Source organism: Microcoleus vaginatus FACHB-2002 (genome assembly GCF_040004035.1).
GTDB lineage: Bacteria > Cyanobacteriota > Cyanobacteriia > Cyanobacteriales > Microcoleaceae > Microcoleus > Microcoleus vaginatus_C.
Genome location: NZ_JAMPLN010000002.1, coordinates 222,547 through 243,742, shown reverse-complemented (window position 1 = coordinate 243,742; position 21,196 = coordinate 222,547). Strand labels below are relative to the sequence as shown.

Sequence of the window (21,196 nt, the reverse complement as noted above, 5' to 3'; positions counted from 1 at the left end):
CGGCGGTTGAAACCGCTAGCCAAGAAATTTGTTATTGTATAATTTTCGTTCTCGTAGGGGCGGGTTTTACCAGCCATCTCTGGGGAAAACTAACTATCTTGTAAACCCGCCCCGGCCCATGCTGTAACGATGTGACTATATGTCGAATCTCAACAGTCAAAACCAAGATAATTATGAAGATTTACTCGTGTCAATTGAAGCGGGTAAAGATATTCTCAACTTGCTAATCGCAGTTTGCGATGATAGCGACTGTCGCGATCGCCTGATTTCGGATTATGAAGCAGAACTCGAACCGGATATCCGCCGCTATCGCGTAGAATTGGCGAGGGGTGAACCGAGTTTGCGATCGGCGATCGCCAATTTAGTCGAACAAGAAGCATATTTGCAGCAGCGGGGAAAAGCCGTGATCACCGTGACGGGTGTGGAGAAACTGCGGTTTTTTAAACAATTTGGCGAAAGTCGATCGGAACAAGAAGTGTTTTTTGGATATTTGCAATGGACGCGGGAAGCATTGCGGGAGTTTCCGTTTTCGATTGTCTTGTGGGTGACGCGACAAATTGAAATTCTGATTAGTAATGAGTCTCCTGATTTTTGGAGTTGGCGGAAAGGTGTGTTTCGCTTTGATACGAAAAAAACTGCGGCTGTTCCCAAAACGGAATTTGAACCGTTTCGATCCCTAGTTGAAGAGGACGATCGCGAACCGCCGAGTTTGATACCGCTGGAAGATTTGCAGGATTTAATCGCGCGAACCGAACAGAAAAAAGGACTCCAAGACCCCAGTTTGGCAAGTCTTTATGCGAGTATGGGGAAGATTTATTACAGAAGGATCGAGTCGGGAGAGTGCGAAAATTTTCAGGATGAGTATGAATTGGCGATCGAGTATTTTAAAAAGGCGATCGGGCTGCAGCAAGAGTTAGAGATGGAAGCGGAATTATCAAGTAGCTTGAATTACCTCGCCCAACTTTATAAATCCCAAGGAAGGTACTCGGAAGCGGAACCGCTGTTTTTGCAAGCTGTGGAAATAGACAGGCGAGCGCTTCCTGAAGACCATCCCCGTTTAGCTACTCACCTCAACAATTTAGCCGGACTTTATCAATCCCAAGGCAGGTACTCGGAAGGGGAACCCCTGTATTTGCAAGTTGTGGAAATAGACAGGCGAGCGCTTCCTGAAGACCATCCCAGTTTAGCTATTGACCTCAACAATTTAGCCGGACTTTATCAATCCCAAGGCAGGTACTCGGAAGCGGAACCGCTGTTTTTGCAAGCTGTGGAAATAGACAGGCGAGCGCTTCCTGAAGACCATCCCAGTTTAGCTAATCACATCAACAATTTAGCCGGACTTTATCAATCCCAAGGCAGGTACTCGGAAGCGGAACCGCTGTTTTTGCAAGCTGTGGAAATAGACAGGCGAGCGCTTCCTGAAGACCATCCCAGTTTAGCTACTCACATCAACAATTTAGCCGGACTTTATCAATCCCAAGGCAGGTACTCGGAAGCGGAACCGTTGTTTTTGCAAGCATTAGAAATAGGTAGGCGAGCGCTTCCTGAAGACCATCCCAGTTTAGCTAATCACCTCAACAATTTAGCCCTACTTTATCAATCTCAAGGAAGGTACTGGGAAGCGGAACCGCTGTATTTGCAAGCATTGGAAATAGACAGGCGAGCGCTCCCAGAAGACCATCCCAATTTAGCCATTGACCTCAACAATTTAGCTGGACTTTATGAATCCCAAGGCAGGTACTGGGAAGCGGAACCGCTGTTTTTGCAAGCTGTGGAAATTTTACGCAGCAAGTTGCCCGCAAACCACCCCAACATTCAGGTTGTGTGGGAAAATTATGTTGGGCTGTGGCGTGAAGGAATAAGTAAAGGAGATTTGACATTTGAGCAATTGCAAAAACATCCTTTCGGGGAACAGTTATTAGCAGAAATTCAGGAATAAATAAAAATATCGCTTTTAGTTACAAATATGGTTAAAATATACAATATGCAGCATAAATTGTAGATTATTAAGTTGATCGCTCGCCGCTTATACCTAGTGCTGAGGCGCATCATTGCAGGCGTGCATTGAGTTTTTGCTGGTGCGTGAGGCGCTGAATTAATTTGCTCATTTTTTTGTGACAATTCTTAATCGCCGCGCCTCATACACCCTACAATATGGATTGTATATAATTTGTTATATTTGATATTATAAGTAATAGCAGGAGATAATATTATAATTTTGCACTAAAATGTCAGTCACTACTCATCAATTAATTCAGTGGAAACAACAAGGGCGGTCAATTGTTGCCCTGACAGCTTATGATTATGCGATCGCCCAACTCATCGATCAAGCAGGCGTAGATATCATCCTAGTCGGCGATTCCCTGGCCATGACAGTCTTAGGCTACGACACAACCCTACCCATAACCCTCGATGAAATGCTGCACCACGCTAAAGCTGTGCGTCGCGGAGTTAAACAAGGATTAATTGTGGTCGATTTGCCGTTTTTGACTTACCAAGAAAGTCCCCAGCAAGCCATGCACTCGGCCGGGAGAGCTTTGAAAGAAACCGGCGCTCAAGCTGTAAAATTGGAAGGTGGATATCCAGCAATGGCCGCCACAGTTTCGCAGCTAACATCCGCTGGAATTCCGGTGATGGGACACGTCGGTTTAACTCCGCAGTCGGTACACCAACTCGGCTACAAAAAACAAGGAAAAACGGCCGAAGCAGCCGATCGCATCCTAGCAGAGTCGATCGCCCTTCAAGAAGCCGGTGCCTTTGCGATCGTGCTAGAACACATTCCCGCAGACTTAGCCGCTCAAATTACCCAAAAATTAACTATTCCCACCATTGGTATCGGGGCCGGGCCGCACTGCGACGGTCAAGTTTTAGTTACTTCCGATTTGTTGGGACTTTCCGAAAAACAGCCGCCTTTTGCGAAAGCTTACGCCAATTTGCGAGAAACAATTACCCATGCTGTGAAAGATTATTCCATTGAAGTGAGAGAAGGCAAATTTCCCGAATAGGTTCGTAGTGAGGACTTGAGTCCTTAAAAATGAAAACTAAAATCCTCACTACAAACCTAATTTACACTTTCGGCTGGCCCTCTTCCTCTTTATGCTTCTCAACAGCTTCATCATCAGATTGACCAACCCCTTCCTTAAAACTCCGCAGCGTTTTGCCCAAAGCATTTCCTAACTCAGGAATCTTCTTGGGGCCGAAAATTAGTATGGCCACCACCGCAACAATGCCCATTTCGGGCAATCCCAGACCAAACATACAAAATCTCCTGTAAAACTTGCTCGATCGTAAGTCAATCTACTGATATTGTTAAAGTATCTACCTTTTTTCCTGCATCCTGCAACAGTAGAATCAAGTTTTATTAAGCTATCCCCCGATAAATAAGAATGTTAGAAACATCCAAGCCTTCTCTGCGCGACCAACAGCACCATCTCATCCGCGATTTAGCAGACCGGATGGAAGCAGTATGGCACCGCTATCTCGACCTCGAACCCTACCACCTGCCCGCTGAGTTGGGATACGTAGAAGGCCGCTTGGAAGGAGAAAAACTGATCATTGAAAACCGCTGCTATCAAACGCCCCAGTTCCGCAAAATACACCTCGAACTCGCTAAAGTTGGGCCGGTGCTTGACATTCTGCACTGCGTGATGTTTCCCAGACCGAATTATGCTTTGCCGATGTTCGGTACGGATATCGTAGCAGGCAAAGGCCAAGTTAGCGCCGCGATCGCAGACCTTTCTCCCCTCAATCGAGATCGAACTTTGTCGGAAACCTACCGAACCCAACTGGAAATTTTGCCACTCAAGCAATTTTCTTGTCCCCGCCAAATTCCCGAATGGGGGGATATTTTCTCAGAATTTTGTCTGTTTGTGCGGCCAGAGTCGATCGAAGAAAACAGTCGGTTTTTGGATATTGTTGAATCCTACGTTGAAATTCACTGCAAACAGGCAGTCGCTTCCGAACCAGTCTCAGCAGCCGAAGCATCAAAAATTCTAGAGGCTCAAATTTACTACTGCACCCAGCAGCAGCAAAACGACAAAACCCGTCGCGTACTTGAAAAAGCTTTCGGTCAAGATTGGGCCGAACATTACATGACCGAGGTGCTTTTTGATATCCCTAAATAGCTGAAATTGGTTTACAATACTTCACAGTGGGTGAAAAAAACTTAATCAGGAAATCACCTACTTTATAAGTCATGGGAAAGGAATCACGGGTCAAGGATAAATCATTTTTAAAACCCCCAGGACGAGGAATCATCGGTTTAGCGATCGCCGCCACTGTCGTTACCACAGCAGTCGGTTTTTGGCAAGTATCTCAAATTAGAAAAGCCGAAGAGTTAAAGGCGGCGGCTGCAACGGCTGCTGCAACTTCCGTCGCCACCCGCAACAGCGTTACCGCTTTGGGTAGGTTGACTCCGCAGGGGGAAGTTATCAAATTGTCAGCCCCTTCGGCGTCGGAGGGAGCAAGAATTGAACAGTTGCAGGTGGAAGAGGGCGATCGAGTCAGTCAAGGACAAATCATAGCAGTTCTCGATACGCGCGATCGGCTCCAAGCAATCCTCCAACAAGCCGACAAAGAAGTCAAAGTCAAACAAGCAGAATTAGCGAAAATTCAAGCAGGGGCAAAAACAGGCGTTGTCGGCGCTCAAAAAGCAGAAGTTGCCAAGTTTGAAGCACAAGTGCAAAGGGAAACCGAAGGCGAAGCAGCGAATGTCGCCCGCTTAGAAGCTCAACTGCGAAGAGAAACCGAAGCCGAACAAGCTAACGTCGCCAAATTCGAGGCCGCGCTGCAAAGAGAAACCGAAGCTGAACAAGCTAATCTTGCCAAATTTGAGGCACAACTCCAAAGAGAAACAGAGGTGCAGCAATCCAAATTGGCTAGGCTAGAAGCTCAATTGCGCGGCGAAATTGCCTCTCAAAACGCTACAGTCGATCGGCTAAAAGCCGAATTAACCAACGCCGAAGCGGAGGAACAACGCAATAAAGAACTCTCCGAAACAGGCGCAATTTCTGCTTCCGCCTACGACACCAAACGCTTAGCAGCAGAGACGGCTCGCCAGAGAGTCAAAGAAGCGCAAGCTGTATTAAATAAAACCGTACAAACTTTAGAAGAGCAGATAGTTGAAACTCAAGCAACAATCAAACAAACAGTAGAAACGGGCAAGCAGGAAATTAACCAAGTTAGAGCCAATCTCAGACGCAAGTTAGAAACAGGCAGGGAGGAAATTAACCAAGCTAGAGCCACCTTAAATCAAAAGAGAGAAACGGGTATAGAAGAAATCAATCAAGCCGAAGCAATACTCAAACAGAAAGCAGAAACCGGCCAAGAAGAAATCAATCAAGCCAAAGCAAATCTCGACCAAATTGCCGAAGTCCGTCCCGAAGACGTGCAAGCCGCCCAAGCCGCAATTGAAAGTGCGATCGCCACCAAACAAAAAGCTCAAGTAGACTTAAACTTAAGCTACGTCAAAGCACCCGTACCCGGCTACATCCTCAAAGTTCACAGCCGACAAGGAGAAGGTGTCAACACTCAAGACGGCATCGTAGAACTAGGCGGCACCGATCAAATGTACGCCGTAGCAGAAGTTTACGAAACCGACATCGCCAAAGTGCGAAACGGTCAGCGCGCAACAGTCACCAGCCCTGTTTTTGCAGGCACTTTGGAAGGAACAGTCGATCGCATCGGCAAACAAATCAGCAAAAAAGATGTCCTTAATACAGACCCCGCCGCCGACACCGACGCGAGAGTTATCGAAGTAAGAATTCGCCTCGACCCGGAATCGAGCAAGAAAGTTGCAACCCTAACAAACTTGCAGGTTGAAGTTAAAATAGATATCTAAATTTTACATTGACAGGACTTACGCATGGGGACTCAAGCAACCGGGTTTTTAACCGAGATTAAGGGTGTGAATCAAATATAAGGGTAAAAAACCAGGTTTCTCAACACCCGTTCTTAAGTCCTAAAATTATTTACTCCCAAATCCCAAATCTAAAATCCCAAATCTAAAATCTAAAATCTAAAATCTAAAATAGACTCTTATGGCAAAAATTCCGCTAGCTTGGGCACAGTTAACCCGCGAAAGAATGCGATTAGTAATCGCGCTAGCCGGTATTGGATTTGCCGACTTGCTAATGTTTATGCAGTTCGGATTTAGAGACGCGCTCTTTGAAAGCTCCATTACCTTTCACTCGAAGTTAAAAGGGGATATTTTTATCACCAGCACTCAATCTACGGCTTTAATAGCCATGAAAAGTTTTCCCCAGCGTCGCTTGTATCAAGCCTTGAGCTTTAATGGCGTTACATCAATTAGTCCCGTATATTTAGGCTTTGGATTGTGGAAAAACCCCGACCCCAACCAGCGCAATACCCGCCAATTGATGGTAATCGGTTTTGACCCCGCTCATCCCATCTTTGATATGCCTGAAATCCAAAATAATTTGGACAAAATCAAAATTTCGGATGTGGTTTTATTTGACCAAGCTTCCCGCCCGGAGTTTGGGCCGGTAGCAGAAGATTTCAAACAGGGAAAAGTTGTTGAAACTGAAGTTGACAATCGCCGCGTTAGGGTAGATGGTTTATTTACTATAGGGGCCTCTTTCGGTGCCGACGGAAATCTTGTCACCAGCGATTTGAACTTTATGCGGATTTTTTCGACGCGGAGAACAAGAGGTTTAATCGATATAGGTATTGTTCACTTGCAGCCGGGAACAGATGTTAAGGCTGTTGTTGATAAAATGAGGGCAACTTTGCCGAATGATGTGAGAATTTCTTCTAAAGAAGAGTTTGTAGATTTTGAAAAAAAATATTGGCAGGAAAGTACCTCAATCGGATTTGTTTTCACTCTCGGCGCGGCAATGGGATTTATCGTTGGAATAGTGATTGTTTATCAAATTCTTTATACTGATGTTACCGATCATTTACCAGAATACGCTACGCTAAAGGCGATGGGATATAAGGACATTTACTTTTTGGGTGTGGTGTTTCAAGAGGCTTTGATTTTGGCAATTCTTGGTTATTTGCCGGGATTTGGGGTTTCTCTGCTGCTGTACCATTTAGGGAGAAGTGCTACGAGTTTGCCGATGTACATGACTTTGATGAAAGCTGGAACTGTTTTTGTAATGACAGTTGTCATGTGTTCTGTGTCGGGGGCGATCGCAGTTAGGAAGTTGCAGGCGGCTGACCCAGCGGATATTTTTTAAGGAAGGAAGAAGGAAGAAGAAAGAAGGAAGAAGGAAGAAGGAATTACCAATTACCAAGTACAAATTACCCATGAATACTTTACCAGTTGTCTCAATTAAAAATCTCAATCATTCCTTCGGCGAAGGACAACTTCGCAAACAGACATTATTTGACATCAACCTCGAAATTTATCCGGGCGAAATCGTACTGATGACAGGGCCTTCGGGGTCTGGTAAAACAACATTGTTAACCTTGATTGGAGCTTTGCGATCGATCCAAGAAGGTAGTCTGAAAATTCTCGACCAAGAATTGCGGGGAACGCCGAAAAATAAATTAGTTAAAGTCCGCCGCGACATCGGCTATATTTTCCAAGCTCACAATTTGCTCAAATGCTTGAGTGCTAGGCAAAATGTGCAAATGTCTTTAGAACTGCACAGCCATCTTTCTCCCCAAGAAACTAATGATAAAATAGAGGGAATGCTGCAAGCTGTAGGCTTGGGAGAAAGAATAGATTATTACCCGGACAGTCTTTCTGGTGGCCAGAAACAAAGAGTTGCGATCGCCCGGGCATTAGTCAGCCAGCCGAAATTAGTATTAGCAGACGAACCCACCGCAGCCCTAGACAGTAAATCAGGTCGAGATGTGGTAGAAATTATGCGAGGTTTGGCCAAAGAACAGCACTGTACTATTTTGCTTGTCACCCACGACAACCGCATTTTAGATATAGCCGATCGCATTATTCACATGGAAGACGGCTACCTCGCACAAGATACATCAACAACGGCGGCAACCGGCGTTCTTTCGGGAAAATAATATTAACCCACCTAAACTTATTTCCGAGAACCGGGACGCTTTGCTCCTACCTTGGCAGGACTTTTCGTTGCACCTTTGGCTGGAGTTTTAGAACTACTTTTGCCACTTTTTTGACCCTTAGCTCCTACTAATTGGCTATCATTGGCATTTGTAGGTCTGCCGGCAGGCGTTCTCGTAGTCCTAAAGGTAACATTCACCCCTTCATTCGACTGTTCCAACACCAACATCGGCGTCGGCTTGGCTTTTTGATCCCACTCAATATGAACGATGCGACCTTGAATTGTCGGCTGCCAACTGTCGTGGTCGTCTGAAGGACTCAGATAAGTTTCCAAACAGTCAATAATTTGATTAATTGTTGCTGATGTTGCCTGAGTCGGCAGTTTCATCAGCTTAATTTGAATCCGAAACAGCACACGTTTTTCTATTTTTATTGCCGGATCGCCAGTTTCGTATTCGATATCAAACATCGAATCCACTTGCCTGCCGCTGCCGGCATTCCCGTTTTTATCTCCCACTGCACCCTGAGTCGGACGCAGGGCAATACTAATTTTCTCTTTGACTTTTACCTTAATCTGGTTCACAATGGCAAAGTGAAATACTTCTTCCGCCATTCGCATTCTCAGGTAGTCTAAATTAAAGTCTCGCGAGTGGATAAGGTCGGGATTCTTTTCCATCTTTAACATGGTTTCCAGAGCCATTTTGTATTTTTTCTGGAGTTCTCGATTTCTAAACTCCTCAAATTTGAGCTTTTTGCTCAAATCGTCGAGTTTTAGCTTGGTAAACACTGCTAAACCGATAAGCAATAACAACAGTAATCCCGACGCTCCCATGAAGAGTTGGTCTGAGGACGGATCTCCGGGTTTAGCCTGTTTAGGTTTGGGAGAGGCTACTGCCAACCTTGGTTCTACAAGGATTATTTGGGTTGACATGGGCTTTTAAAGGGTAAAATTTGACGCTATATTTATACAGGACTCCAGAGTAGAGCTGGTAGTGCAACTGGATCAACCAACATTGACATCATTCCACCATCATCTTGGTACAACTGGATTTCTGCAACTGGAGCACGCACCCTCTAATTAATACTTTATCTTTAACTGCAAGCCGGTTTCCGAAATATCGGAAAATCGCGTGCTGGTACTGGCCAATAGAAATGGTGAATTGTCTGTAATATATTATACCAATATACCTAAAAAAAATGTTTGTTCGGCGGTCTCCGTTTCTAGAAAAATAAAAAGAAATACACATAAATTAATAGTAACTCTGGGAGCGAGCAGCGGAAAACATCAAGCAGAACAGTTGATCGCCCGGACGATCGAGCGGCGGACGTTGGAGAGCGCTAATTCCTACTGTTGGCTCACGGACGGCGTGTAAGCCCACCGGGCGGCTTGCTGTGAAAGTCGAGCTGTGGTGCGATCGAACAACGTCTCCTTAGCTAAGATTACAGCTAATACCACCAATATTCGATCGTGACCTACGAACCCCTGCACCACAAATATCGCCCTCAGACATTTGCCGAATTAGTCGGTCAAGAGGCGATCGCCCAAACCCTCACCAGCGCCATCCTACAAGAGCGCATAGCACCAGCATATCTATTCACCGGCCCCAGAGGCACCGGTAAAACCTCCAGTGCGAGAATTTTCGCCAAATCTCTCAACTGTATTTCTACGGTTGCCCCCACCCCCACACCCTGCGGCAAATGCAACGTTTGCCAAGAAATTGCCCGAGGTTCGACACTAGATGTCATAGAAATCGACGCCGCCAGCAACACCGGAGTAGATAACATTCGGGATTTGATCGAACGAGCTCAATTTTCCCCCGTACAGTGCCGCTATAAAGTATATGTAATCGACGAGTGTTTGATCGGTGATTCTCAGGTAAAAACTAGCGAAGGTCTGATGCGGATCGACAATCCCAACATCAAAGGAAAACAAGTTCTCAGCTATAACGAAACCTCAGAAGTTTGGGAATTTAAAAAAGTTTTGAGGTGGTTAGACAGAGGGGAAAAACAAACACTGGTGATTAAGACCGCCAACCGAGAAATCAGATGTACGGGCAATCATCCAATCAGGACAGAACAGGGATGGATACGAGCAAAAGACGTAAAAGAAGGAGTGAAGATACTATCCCCTGTGAATGTGGGTGCGGCACCGTCATTCACAAAACTCGGACAAAAAAACACTAATGGGTTGCAAACTTTAAACAGTATTCAATCCCTTCAATGGATTACAAGTTTGGAGACAGTCGAATCTGTAAAAGTCGCTGGGGTCGAGAGAGTTTATGATATTGAAGTAGAAGACAACCACAATTTTGTCGCTAACGGTCTTCTGGTTCATAATTGCCATATGCTAAGCACCCAGGCATTCAACTCTTTACTCAAAACCCTAGAAGAACCGCCCGATCGCGTTGTATTCGTCCTCGCCACAACCGATCCACAAAGAGTATTACCAACTATTATTTCTCGCTGCCAAAAGTTCGACTTTCGCCGCATCCCCCTCGAAGCAATGATTGCTCACTTGCACAAAATTGCCCAATTAGAAAATATCAATATTGCCAGTGATGCAGTACAAATGGTTGCTCAAATTGCCCAAGGAGGTCTGCGAGATGCCGAAAGTTTGCTCGACCAACTGAGCTTATTTCAGGGTGAAGTAACAGTCGAAAAAGTTTGGGATTTAGTCGGTGCAGTCCCTGAAAATGATTTAATGGATTTGCTACAAGCTATTGATACAGATAACGCTACAGCACTAATAGACATGACCCGCCACCTCATGGATCGCGGTCGGGAACCGCTAATCGTGCTGCAAAGTCTCGCGAGCTTTTACCGAGATTTGCTAATAGCTAAATCTGCACCGAAACGGTCAGATTTAGTAGCTTTAACCTCTGCAACTTGGGAAAAACTGGGGGATTTTGCCCGCCATTGGGATGCCGAGTTGATTTTGGCAGGTCAGAAACATTTGCAAACCCACGAAGTGCAAATTAAAAACACTACTCAGCCGCGTTTGTGGCTGGAAGTAACGCTGTTGGGATTGCTGCCCTCAGCAATTAGAACTCAGCAGCAACCAACAGCCGAACCAGCTAAAAATATTGCTCCATCACAAATTCACCCCCCCCAACCCAGGGCGGGCACGGGGGCACCGCCCCTACAATCGGGGGGAAGCCAGATATCTAATATTGAACAATCTTCAGTTCCCCATTCGCAAAATCCTCCGCCTCAGTCGCCGCCTGTGGCTAATCGAATAGAAAGCACACCTCCTGCACCGATTCCCGCACCTGTACCAACTACTGAAACGAATCAAACACATTATTCCCCGACTAATTCAGGCGATGAAATCGATTTAAATCGAGTGTGGGAACAGGTACTTGAGCGCGTGCGACCGCATGGAACTCAATCGCTGCTTCGCCAACATGGACAGCTAGTAATTTTTAGCAATAATACTGCTCATGTTAAGATTAGTTCGCAGCCGTTGCTCAATATGGTTAAAGACAAAGTAGCTAATATTGAAGAAGCTTTTTTGCAAATTTTTAACCGTCGAGTAACAGTAAAAGTGGGCTTGACAAATCCCGCTGAAACTAATAGTTCCCGCGCCAAGGATTTGCCTAGTTCTAACGGACGTGTTGGCGAAAATCCCCGGAATTCTCATCCTGCGAGTGATGCGGGCCAACAGGTGCAGAAGTCGGCGGATTCTGAGATTACAGATGATTTTTTGGGGAAGGGTGGAGAAGAACAAAAACACCCGCCAGCGGCTGAAAATACCGCCGTTAACGTGCCCCTAATTTCCGAAGCGCGATCGCAGCCAAACGGCTCTACAGACTCTCAGAATGACTCTAAAGCTCAGGCTGTAGCGGTGCGTGAGGACGCGCGAGATGTCGCAAATTCGGCTAGGAAGTTGGCTGATATGTTTGAGGGAGAAGTAGTCGATTTGTCCGATGACTTGGAGATTTGGGAGTCGGAAACTTTTAGATTGGAATCTGAACCGGATTTTTCCGAGTTATCTTCTGAGTTAAATGAGGATGATTTTATAGATTGGTAAGTAGATCACTAAAAAAACCGAGAAACCCGGTTTTTTTTAGTAGGGGCGCTGCTAAGAGTGGCCGCCCTTCCAGGTTTTTTAATACCCTAAAAGTTTTAGGTTGAATTAGAGTCACCTAGTAATTGTGAATATCTACTTTTAAGCTGACTCTGGCTTAGGTAAAGAAGAGGGAAGTACCAACAACTCAGCCGTCGATCGCTTCTCGACCATTTCCTTAGTAATCGTACACCGGGCAACATCCTTGCGCGACGGCAACTCGTACATCACATCCAACATCAATTCTTCGACAATTCCCCGCAGCGCCCGCGCTCCAGTTTTGCGGCGGTATGCTTCCTGGGCGATCGCCCGAATCGCCTCCGGCTTAAAGTCCAACTGCACATTATCCATCTTCAGCAGCTTTTGATACTGCTTAACCAAAGCATTGCGCGGTTCAGTCAAAATCGCCATCAGCGTTTCCTCATCCAGCGGTTCCAACACCGCCGCCACCGGCACCCGCCCAATAAACTCAGGAATCATCCCAAACTTCACCAAATCATCCGGTTCCAGTTGCTTGAGTACATCAGCAGCCCGCTTTTCCTTCGGCTGAGCTTCTCCGGGCTGAATAAAACCCATTGACTTTTTGCCAGTTCTCTGCTCTATCACTTTTTCCAAACCGACAAAAGCCCCGCCGCAAATAAACATGATATTGCTGGTATCAATTTGGATGCAGTCTTGGTAGGGATGCTTGCGGCCGCCTTGGGGAGGTACGTTCGCGATCGTCCCCTCCAGCATTTTCAACAGCGCCTGCTGCACGCCTTCTCCCGACACATCCCGCGTAATTGAAGGATTTTCGCTCTTGCGGGCAATTTTGTCAATTTCATCAATATAAATAATCCCGCGCTGCGCCTCTTCCACGTCCATATCTGCCACTTGCAGCAGCCGCAGCAAAATATTTTCCACATCTTCCCCGACATAGCCCGCTTCCGTCAGCGTCGTCGCGTCAGCCACCGCAAACGGCACGTCTAGCATATCCGCCAAAGTCTGAGCCAGCAGAGTTTTTCCGCAGCCCGTCGGCCCGATTAACAAAATATTCGATTTTTGCAGTTCTACTTCTTCCGGTGGGTGCTTGCCACTATTTTTGGCATGGATAAAGCTGAGGCGCTTGTAGTGGTTGTAAACAGCCACCGAGAGTACCTTTTTCGCCTCATCTTGCCCGATCGCATTTTCGTCGAGGTAATTTTTAATTTCCCTCGGCTTCGGAATTTGGCTCATCAACATACTTTTGCCCGAGCTAGCACGGCGCTTTGGCGTCGTTTCCTGCTTCGGGGCCACCGCCGCTGCGGGCACTGCACTCGAATCAAACAACTCCTCATCTAAAATTTCATTGCACAAGTCCACGCATTCGTCGCAGATATACACCCCGGGCCCTGCGATCAACTTGCGTACTTGCTCTTGAGACTTGCCACAAAACGAACATTTTAGATGGGAGTCGTACTTAGACATAACAGCCTCTTAATTCAGTGCAGTGACATTCTCTCCCGCCGCCGGAAGGTTTTCTTTAGCGATAACTCGATCGACCAAACCGTAATTTTTGGCTTCCTCGGCTGACATAAAAAAGTCGCGCTCTGTATCAGCCTCTAATTTCTCGATCGGTTGACCCGTGTGGTGCGCTAGCAGTTGATTCAGCTTACGCTTATGATAAAGGATTTCTTTGGCTTGAATCTCAATATCAACTGCTTGACCTTGAGCGCCTCCAAGCGGCTGGTGAATCATAATCCGGGAACTCGGAAGAGACATCCGCTTACCGTGGGCTCCTGCTGTCAGCAGAAATGCGCCCATACTCGCTGCCAAACCGTAACAAATCGTCACCACATCCGGGCGGATTTGCTGCATTGTGTCATAAATTGCCATGCCGGCCGTCACCGAGCCGCCGGGGGAATTTATGTACATTTGGACATCTTTTTCTGGGTCTTCGGCATCTAGATACAATAGCTGAGCCACTATCGAGTCAGCAACTTCGTCGGTTACGGGAGTTCCTAAAAACACAATTCGCTCCCGCAGCAAGCGCGAGTAAATGTCAAAAGCCCGCTCGCCCATCCCCGACTGTTCTAGTACCATCGGCACTACATTGCTGGGGCTGGAACTGACATCAAAATCGTTATAGCTTGTAATTAGGTAATTGGAAGATTGAGATACAACCATAAGACACCAGTCAAGGATTCTAGACAATTTGCTGCTGCTGATGAAAGCTTTAAATTAAGCCGCCAGCTTTTAACTATTATGCCTCTTCTGAACGGATATCGGGGGAATGGGGAGTTTTGATTGTGTGAGATTGCTTTCTGTGTTCGGCGTAACACGGGCGTGACTCGCAAGGCTCGCGGGGTGAATGAGTTAAAATACTCACTTATCAATCATCGCTGCTTCTAGTGGACACCCCGAGCTTTTAGTTAAGGATCAGGCGCACCCGGAGCTTGTAGTTAAGGATCAGGTGCGCCGTTAAAATCACGGTTGATTTCATGCCCGCCATTAGGACATTTGAAGACATTAAGTTCTATTCTTCGCCTACGACTTCCACTTCAACGCTCGTGGCTGCTTCTGCTGAATCTTCAGCGTCCGATTCTTCTGATTCTGCTGCTGCCGGAGTCAGTGAGCCTTCAGGTAGGAGTTCGATTGTTCCTTTTTCTTCCAACCATTTCAGGGTTTTTTGTTTGAGCAAGTCTTCTGCTACAAATTCCTGCAACCTTTGGGGGTCAAAATCTCCTTTGGGAAACTGCTTTCTGATTTTTGCTACTTCGGCTGCTACTTCTGCTGGTTCAACAGATAAGGATTCCAGCTTGGCTACTTCTGCCAGAGCTAAATTCTGCTTGAGGCGCTCGATTGCTTCCGGGCGCGAGCGTTCCCGCATCGGGCCCATATTTTCTTCGGTAAACAGTTGGTTGATATCTATGCCGTAATTTTTCAATTGGACGGCTTGTTGATTCAACAAATAATCGATTTCGCGATCGACCATTGTTTCAGGAATTTCCACATCTATTAGCTGCACGAGGGCTGCTGATATAGCTTTTTCCTTATTAGCTGATGTCTTGTTTTCTTGGTCTGCTTTAAACCGAGTTTCGAGCGATTCGCGCAGTTCTGCTAAAGTTTCAAACTCACTGACTTCTTGGGCGAAGTCGTCGTCCAACTCCGGCAATTCTTTTTCCTTAAGTTCTTTGAGGGTAATCGTAAAGACAGCCGGTTTTCCTGCTAGTTCTTCACTGCTATACTCATCTGGGAACTGCACCGAAACTTCTCTAGTTTCTCCCGGATTCATCCCGATCATGCCTTGGATAAAGCCCGGTACAAACTGATTTTCCGATAATTCTACTTGGAAGTCTTCTGCTTCGCCACCAGGAATTTCTGCGGGAGTTTCGCCTTCGGCTGCTTCCGCAAATCTACCGGAGAAATCCACCAAAGCCACGTCTCCCAACTGAGCCGGCCGGCCTTCTACGGGGATTAAAGTAGCTTTGTCCGATCGATATTTTGCCAGAACCTCATCTACCTGAGCCTCATCATACTTAGCTTCTTCTGCTTGAAGCTGCAAACCTGTGTACTGACCCATTTTCACTTCGGGTTGTACATCAACCTTCGCCGAAAAAATCAGAGGCTGTTCTGGATCGAACTTAGCTAGTAATTCTTCAAACTCGGTGCGAAGTTCAAAACTGCCAATTGCGGCAATTTTTTCTTGTTCGAGGGCTTTTTGCAGGGAATCATTAATCAAATTTTCCAAAGCCGTCGCCTTCAAGCGAGTCTGGCCTAGGCGCTGTAGCAAAACTTGACGGGGAACTTTGCCTTTGCGGAACCCAGGAATATTAACCTCGCGAGCAAATTGTTTAATTACTTGCTCGTAAGCTTGTTTTGACTTTTCTGACGGTACTTCGATTTCCAGACCAATTTGGCTAGCTGGAAGTTTTTCCTGGGTTACTTTCATCGGCTTTTGTGATATTTAACAATAGTGTCATAAAATACATACAAATCTGACTTTGCCTGCATTTTAATTTTGTACGCTTTGACTCGTAACGGCACAACTACAACACCTTTACCGGATGAGACTGTAAGTCATTGCCGGCTACTTTTTTGGCTCTTGCCAAATAGTTTTGGTTTGAGGATACTAGCTTTTGCTGCTAGGAATGTGGAGGTTAAGTCCACTAATTGCCGATGCACCATAGCACATATCGCCCTGTGATGTCAATCTTGCCGGCCTCTGCGGCTAGTTAAGGTCAATGGATGCGCCTGCGAAAATGCAGATATATCGCAAAACTTAACCGGATGCGGATTGGGCGTGGGCGAGCGGCAAAAGATGCTAAACTGGCATTGGGTACGATCGCACGGATCAATCGGGAAGTTGGATCGCCCTTTTAGGTTAACTGCACCATTGCTATCCTCTCATGCTCCTGATATCGCATAACATTAATTAAGTTTGATATTGAGAATTGCAGTTATTTAAATTTTTGATTTCGATCGTTTAGACTTTAATTTGTGGAGGAAACTAATTTGTCTCAATCCTATCGAGTTGCCATTTTAGGAGCTACCGGCGCAGTCGGTGCCGAGTTGCTAGAACTATTGCACAGCCGGAGTTTTCCGATTTCTAACTTGAAGCTGCTAGCTTCGGAACGTTCAGCAGGCACAACTTTGCCTTTTGGCGGTGAGATGCTGCCGGTCGAAGCAGTTTCGGCGCGATCTTTTGATAATGTAGATATGGTGCTCGCCTCTGCCGGCGGCTCTACTTCTAAGTTATGGGCTCCGCAAGCTGTGGCAGCCGGGGCAGTGGTAATTGACAATTCTAGCGCTTTCCGCATGGATGCGACGGTACCGCTAGTGGTTCCCGAAGTCAATCCCCAAGCAGCAGCAGCTCACCGAGGTATAATTGCTAATCCCAACTGCACGACTATTTTGATGGCGGTTGCCGTTTGGCCACTTCACAAAGTTAGGCCGATACAGCGCATAGTTGTAGCGACTTACCAGTCCGCCAGCGGGGCGGGGGCAAGGGCAATGGAGGAAATGAAAGCTCAAGCAAGAGCAATTTTGCAGGGGGAAACGCCCAAAACAGATATATTTCCATACCCTTTAGCATTTAATTTGTTTCCGCACAACACCCCGATTAACGATTTGGGGTATTGTGAAGAAGAGATGAAAATGGTAAACGAAACTCGGAAGATATTTGGTACGGACGAGATTAAAATTACGGCAACTTGTGTGCGGGTTCCCGTACTGCGGGCTCATTCGGAAGCGATTAATCTAGAGTTTGCAGAGCCTTTTAGCGCGATCGAGGCCAGGGAAATCTTAAAGCAGGCAAGCGGGGTTAAGCTGGTAGAAGACTGGCAAGCTAATTATTTCCCGATGCCCGCAGAAGCCAGCGGTAAGGATGAGGTGTTAGTTGGCAGGATTCGCCAAGATATTTCTCACCCCTGCGGGTTGGAGATGTGGCTGTCTGGCGATCAAATCCGCAAAGGGGCGGCTTTAAATGCGGTGCAGATAGCTGAGTTGCTGGCCCAAAAAGATTTGTTGCGAACCCAAGTGGCGGCGGCTTCTAAATAGGGGGAACCCTGGCAATTTGGAAATTGAAATTGGGGATTTTAGATAAACCTTTCATCTGAAATCAAAAATTTAAAATCAAAAATCAACAGTCTAAAATCGGAGAAAGTGTGGTAAAGTTTGGACGGGTTCTGACTGCAATGATTACGCCGTTTAAGGAAGACGGCAGTGTTAACTATGCGGTAGCAGAACAATTGGCAGTTCATTTAGCCGATCGCGGTACAGATAGCTTGGTAGTGTGCGGCACTACTGGCGAATCTCCCACTATGACCTGGGATGAAGAGTACGAATTATTTCAGGTGGTACAAAAGGCGGTGGCCGGTAAGGCGTTGGTAATCGCAGGAGCCGGATCGAATTCTACTTCAGAAGCAGTAGCAGCTACCCAAAAAGCAGCTAAACTCGGGTTAGATGGTTGTTTGCAGGTGGTTCCTTATTACAACAAACCCCCGCAAGAAGGTTTATATAATCATTTTCGGGCGATCGCGCAATCTGCTCCAGAATTGCCTATAATGTTATATAACATCCCCGGTCGCACTGGTCAGAATATGTTGCCGGAGACGGTGGCTCGATTGGCCCAAATCCCCAATATTGTGGCCGTAAAAGAAGCAAGTGGCAACTTGGATCAAGCAAGTCAAATTCGGTGCTTGACATCCCCTGAATTTGCCATCTATTCTGGAGATGATTCCCTAACTTTGCCAATGTTGGCGGTAGGAGGATCTGGTGTAGTTAGCGTAGCCAGCCATCTGGTAGGAGAGCAACTGCAACAGATGATCAAAGCTTTCGAGGCCGGTCAAGTTCAAGTCGCTACCCAGATTCACTTGCAACTTTTTGACCTGTTTAAAGCTCTTTTTCTCACCACAAATCCCATTCCCGTCAAGACAGCTCTCAAACTTCAAGGCTGGGATGTAGGCTCCACCCGTTCGCCCCTGTGCGATCCGCCCGTTGAGGTAACTCAAAAGTTAAAGGACGTACTGAGTCAGCTAGCAGCAGTATCAGCTAGCAAGACGAGCGAGAACGAGTTTTCAGACAACTGAATATTGGTTGTTATCAGTCATTAGTTCTGAATCATCAGTCATTAGTAATTAAGTGTTAGTAAGTAGCTAACAGTCAAGGATTAAAGACTGAAGATAGAAGAATGAAGACCCAAGACAACTGACTGTACGGGATAGTAAAACCCGCCAGGGATTTTTCCATAAATATTTGGAAAAATATCGCCCTACCAACGAACAGTAGACGAAAGACGAAAGACCACAGACCACAGACCACAGACCAATAACAAAAATAACTAACAAAGGATACGCATGATCAAAAATACAACTGCATCTGCTCTAAAAGTTATTCCCCTCGGCGGGCTGCACGAAATCGGTAAAAACACTTGTGTGTTCGAGTACGGCGACGAAATCATTCTTTTAGATGCCGGTTTAGCCTTCCCGACAGATGGAATGCACGGGGTAAATATTGTCCTTCCAGACATGACTTACCTGCGGGAAAACAGCCACAAAATTAAAGGTATGATCGTGACTCACGGTCACGAAGACCACATCGGAGGTATCCCTTATCACCTCAAACAATTTGAAATTCCGGTCATTTACGGCCCCCGTTTGGCGATGGCTTTGCTAGCCGGAAAATTAGAAGAAGCGGGAGTGTCTCACCGCACTGAATTGAGGACGGTTCGACCCAGGGATACTGTCAGAATTGGCAAGAATTTCTTAGTCGAATACATTCGCAACACTCACTCGATGGCCGACAGTTTTACGGTGGCAATTCACACTCCCGTCGGAATTGTGATCCACACCGGAGACTTTAAAATTGACCACACTCCTGTAGACGGCGAGCATTTTGATTTGCAAAAGCTGGCCGAGTACGGCGAGAAAGGCGTGCTGTGCTTGATCAGCGATTCTACTAACTCGGAAGTTCCCGGTTTTACCGCTTCGGAAAGTTCTGTGGCGCCGAATTTAGACCGAATTATCGCTCAAGCACCGGGACGGGTAATGCTGACGACTTTTGCTTCGTCGGTACACCGATTGCAAATTGTTTTGGACTTGGCTAAGAAAAACAATCGGTATGTGGGAGTGGTTGGCCGGTCGATGCTTAACGTCATCGCTCACTGCCGCAATCTCGGCTACATCAAATGCGAAGATAGTATTTTCAAACCGCTCAAAGAAATCCGCAATTTGGCTGAAGACAAGGTGCTGATTTTAACTACAGGTTCCCAAGGCGAACCGATGGCGGCGATGACTCGCATTGCTAACGGCGAACATCACGAACTGAAAATCAGAAAGGGCGATACAGTCATTTTCTCAGCTAATCCGATTCCGGGAAATACGATCGCAGTGGTAAACACGATCGATAAACTGATGATGCTGGGAGCCCACGTGGTTTACGGCCGCGACAAAGGCATTCACGTTTCCGGTCACGGTTGTCAAGAAGACCAAAAGTTAATGATTAACATGACTCGTCCCAAGTTCTTCTTGCCAGTGCACGGGGAACACCGGATGCTGATCCAGCACTCCAAGACGGCTCAAAGCATGGGCATTCCCGCTAGCAATATGGTGGTTATTGATAACGGCGATGTTGTAGAATTGACCGAAAATTCGATACGAGTTGCTGGCCAAGTGCCTTCAGGAATTGAATTGGTAGATGCTTCTCGATCGGGCGTTGTCAAAGCCAGCGTCCTCAAGGAACGTCAGCAGTTGGCCGGAGATGGCGTTGTAACTGTAGCGGCGGCTTTGAATTGGGAAGGCAAATTAGTTGCCAAACCAGAAGTTCACTTGAAAGGTGTAGTGACATCAGCCGATCGCGCGGAGGTGATCAAATTAATCACTCAAACGATTGAAACAGTTTTGAGCGATCGGTGGTCAGAATTTGTCAAACCCGCCACTGCTGACTCGCAAGTTGACATTGACTGGGTAGGAGTCCAAACCCAAATAGAAAAAGCAATTCAGCGGGTAATGCGCCGGGAACTGCAAAGCAATCCGTTGCTGGTATTCCTGATGCAGATTCCTGAAGAAGCAGTGCGATCGGAAAAAGCAGCAGTATCTCCGGGTTCCCTGGAAGCACCTAAGCTATTATCATCGTCATCATCGCCATCATCGCCATCATCGCCATCATCGCCACCCGTGCCATCTCCTGCCAATCAGGTGACGGGGCGGCGCCGTCCCCGGACTGCTGCAAGGGCAGCTTCTTAGGGCGATAATTCCCTGACGCACTGAGAACAAAGAAATAAGTTTTAGGTTTGTAGTTGCGCTTGAGTACCCAAACGCAACTACAAACCTAGATTTGATTTCATCACTAGCTCCCCCTCAAAAAACGTCAGTATAGATCGATGTAATATCAAATCCGTTAGCATCGGAATAGTAAATTCGAGTTAACTGTTCACTGTTGAGTGTTCACTGTTCACGGCGTCAACAGTCAACCGTCAACAGTCAACATCCTTCCGGTGTAACCGGAAATGATATAACTCCTGATATGAATTCCGGTTGTATTGGAATGATTACACCGCCTGACAGCTACTTACCAAATCCGGGATTTGGTAGGATTTTCTGGGGTAGCGAGGGAGTTGTTTTTTAACCGTAAATAAACGCAAGTGAACGCAGATAGATTTAAATAACTATCTGCGTTCACTT

General features: G+C 46.4%; 15 protein-coding genes. 10 read left to right on the top strand and 5 right to left on the bottom strand.

Annotated features, from left to right (window positions below; genetic code table 11):
* The first annotated feature begins 139 nt into the window (after positions 1–139).
* Both NDI35_RS02580 and panB read left to right on the top strand, forming a co-directional pair.
* Complete coding sequence (locus tag NDI35_RS02580) at positions 140–1,939, top strand: tetratricopeptide repeat protein (RefSeq protein ID WP_445311363.1); 1,800 nt, start codon at positions 140–142, stop codon at positions 1,937–1,939.
* Positions 1,940–2,228: 289 nt separating this feature from the next.
* On the top strand, positions 2,229–3,005 hold the full coding sequence (panB, locus tag NDI35_RS02575) for a 3-methyl-2-oxobutanoate hydroxymethyltransferase (protein WP_445311362.1): 777 nt from the start codon (positions 2,229–2,231) through the stop codon (positions 3,003–3,005).
* A gap of 61 nt (positions 3,006–3,066) precedes the next feature.
* On the opposite strand, the gene tatA is transcribed toward panB, so the two are convergent.
* Entirely contained in the window at positions 3,067–3,258 is a 192-nt protein-coding gene (gene tatA / locus NDI35_RS02570; protein ID WP_445311361.1) for a twin-arginine translocase TatA/TatE family subunit, read from the bottom strand.
* A 128-nt stretch (positions 3,259–3,386) separates the two neighbouring features.
* Between tatA and NDI35_RS02565 the strand changes: the two genes are divergently transcribed.
* The 4 genes from NDI35_RS02565 (at position 3,387) to NDI35_RS02550 (ending at position 7,992) form a co-directional block, all read left to right on the top strand.
* Complete coding sequence (locus tag NDI35_RS02565; protein ID WP_445311360.1) at positions 3,387–4,124, top strand: phycocyanobilin:ferredoxin oxidoreductase; 738 nt, start codon at positions 3,387–3,389, stop codon at positions 4,122–4,124.
* Between the two features lie 71 nt (positions 4,125–4,195).
* Entirely contained in the window at positions 4,196–5,839 is a 1,644-nt protein-coding gene (locus NDI35_RS02560) for an HlyD family efflux transporter periplasmic adaptor subunit (RefSeq protein ID WP_445311359.1), read from the top strand.
* A gap of 199 nt (positions 5,840–6,038) precedes the next feature.
* Positions 6,039–7,199 (top strand): ABC transporter permease DevC, encoded by a 1,161-nt coding sequence (gene devC, locus NDI35_RS02555; RefSeq protein WP_445311358.1) that lies wholly within the window; start codon positions 6,039–6,041, stop codon positions 7,197–7,199.
* Between the two features lie 70 nt (positions 7,200–7,269).
* Positions 7,270–7,992, top strand: a complete 723-nt coding sequence (locus tag NDI35_RS02550) for a DevA family ABC transporter ATP-binding protein (RefSeq protein ID WP_445311445.1) — start codon at positions 7,270–7,272, stop codon at positions 7,990–7,992.
* A 17-nt stretch (positions 7,993–8,009) separates the two neighbouring features.
* On the opposite strand, the gene NDI35_RS02545 is transcribed toward NDI35_RS02550, so the two are convergent.
* On the bottom strand, positions 8,010–8,921 hold the full coding sequence (locus NDI35_RS02545) for a hypothetical protein (RefSeq protein WP_445311357.1): 912 nt from the start codon (positions 8,919–8,921) through the stop codon (positions 8,010–8,012).
* Positions 8,922–9,458: 537 nt separating this feature from the next.
* Here NDI35_RS02545 and dnaX point away from each other — a divergent pair.
* On the top strand, positions 9,459–12,020 hold the full coding sequence (gene dnaX / locus NDI35_RS02540) for a DNA polymerase III subunit gamma/tau (RefSeq protein WP_445311356.1): 2,562 nt from the start codon (positions 9,459–9,461) through the stop codon (positions 12,018–12,020).
* A gap of 138 nt (positions 12,021–12,158) precedes the next feature.
* Here dnaX and clpX read toward each other — a convergent pair whose 3' ends face one another.
* From clpX to tig, 3 genes are all read right to left on the bottom strand, one after another.
* Positions 12,159–13,502 (bottom strand): ATP-dependent protease ATP-binding subunit ClpX, encoded by a 1,344-nt coding sequence (clpX, locus tag NDI35_RS02535; RefSeq protein ID WP_445311355.1) that lies wholly within the window; start codon positions 13,500–13,502, stop codon positions 12,159–12,161.
* A 9-nt stretch (positions 13,503–13,511) separates the two neighbouring features.
* Positions 13,512–14,201: an ATP-dependent Clp endopeptidase proteolytic subunit ClpP gene (gene clpP / locus NDI35_RS02530; RefSeq protein ID WP_015179195.1), complete on the bottom strand. Its 690-nt coding sequence runs from the start codon at positions 14,199–14,201 to the stop codon at positions 13,512–13,514.
* Positions 14,202–14,550: 349 nt separating this feature from the next.
* Positions 14,551–15,966 carry a trigger factor gene (gene tig, locus NDI35_RS02525; RefSeq protein ID WP_445311354.1) on the bottom strand — a complete coding sequence of 472 codons (1,416 nt, stop codon included), beginning with the start codon at positions 15,964–15,966 and terminating at the stop codon, positions 14,551–14,553.
* Positions 15,967–16,529: 563 nt separating this feature from the next.
* Here tig and NDI35_RS02520 point away from each other — a divergent pair.
* From NDI35_RS02520 to NDI35_RS02510, 3 genes are all read left to right on the top strand, one after another.
* A complete protein-coding gene (locus NDI35_RS02520) occupies positions 16,530–17,573 on the top strand; it encodes an aspartate-semialdehyde dehydrogenase (RefSeq protein WP_445311353.1) in 1,044 nt (347 codons plus the stop codon).
* Positions 17,574–17,680: 107 nt separating this feature from the next.
* Positions 17,681–18,604, top strand: coding sequence for a 4-hydroxy-tetrahydrodipicolinate synthase (gene dapA / locus NDI35_RS02515; protein WP_445311352.1), 924 nt, complete (start codon positions 17,681–17,683; stop codon positions 18,602–18,604).
* Between the two features lie 267 nt (positions 18,605–18,871).
* Entirely contained in the window at positions 18,872–20,758 is a 1,887-nt protein-coding gene (locus NDI35_RS02510; protein WP_445311351.1) for a ribonuclease J, read from the top strand.
* Positions 20,759–21,196 lie beyond the last annotated feature (438 nt).

Bases quoted from the DNA above. Each gene is read 5' to 3' on its own strand.
- NDI35_RS02580 (WP_445311363.1), top strand. From the start codon at position 140: ATGTCGAATCTCAACAGTCAAAACCAAGATAATTATGAAGATTTACTC.
- panB (WP_445311362.1), top strand. From the start codon at position 2,229: ATGTCAGTCACTACTCATCAATTAATTCAGTGGAAACAACAAGGGCGG.
- tatA (WP_445311361.1), bottom strand. From the start codon at position 3,258: ATGTTTGGTCTGGGATTGCCCGAAATGGGCATTGTTGCGGTGGTGGCC.
- NDI35_RS02565 (WP_445311360.1), top strand. From the start codon at position 3,387: ATGTTAGAAACATCCAAGCCTTCTCTGCGCGACCAACAGCACCATCTC.
- NDI35_RS02560 (WP_445311359.1), top strand. From the start codon at position 4,196: ATGGGAAAGGAATCACGGGTCAAGGATAAATCATTTTTAAAACCCCCA.
- devC (WP_445311358.1), top strand. From the start codon at position 6,039: ATGGCAAAAATTCCGCTAGCTTGGGCACAGTTAACCCGCGAAAGAATG.
- NDI35_RS02550 (WP_445311445.1), top strand. From the start codon at position 7,270: ATGAATACTTTACCAGTTGTCTCAATTAAAAATCTCAATCATTCCTTC.
- NDI35_RS02545 (WP_445311357.1), bottom strand. From the start codon at position 8,921: ATGTCAACCCAAATAATCCTTGTAGAACCAAGGTTGGCAGTAGCCTCT.
- clpX (WP_445311355.1), bottom strand. From the start codon at position 13,502: ATGTCTAAGTACGACTCCCATCTAAAATGTTCGTTTTGTGGCAAGTCT.
- clpP (WP_015179195.1), bottom strand. From the start codon at position 14,201: ATGGTTGTATCTCAATCTTCCAATTACCTAATTACAAGCTATAACGAT.
- tig (WP_445311354.1), bottom strand. From the start codon at position 15,966: ATGAAAGTAACCCAGGAAAAACTTCCAGCTAGCCAAATTGGTCTGGAA.
- NDI35_RS02510 (WP_445311351.1), top strand. From the start codon at position 18,872: ATGATCAAAAATACAACTGCATCTGCTCTAAAAGTTATTCCCCTCGGC.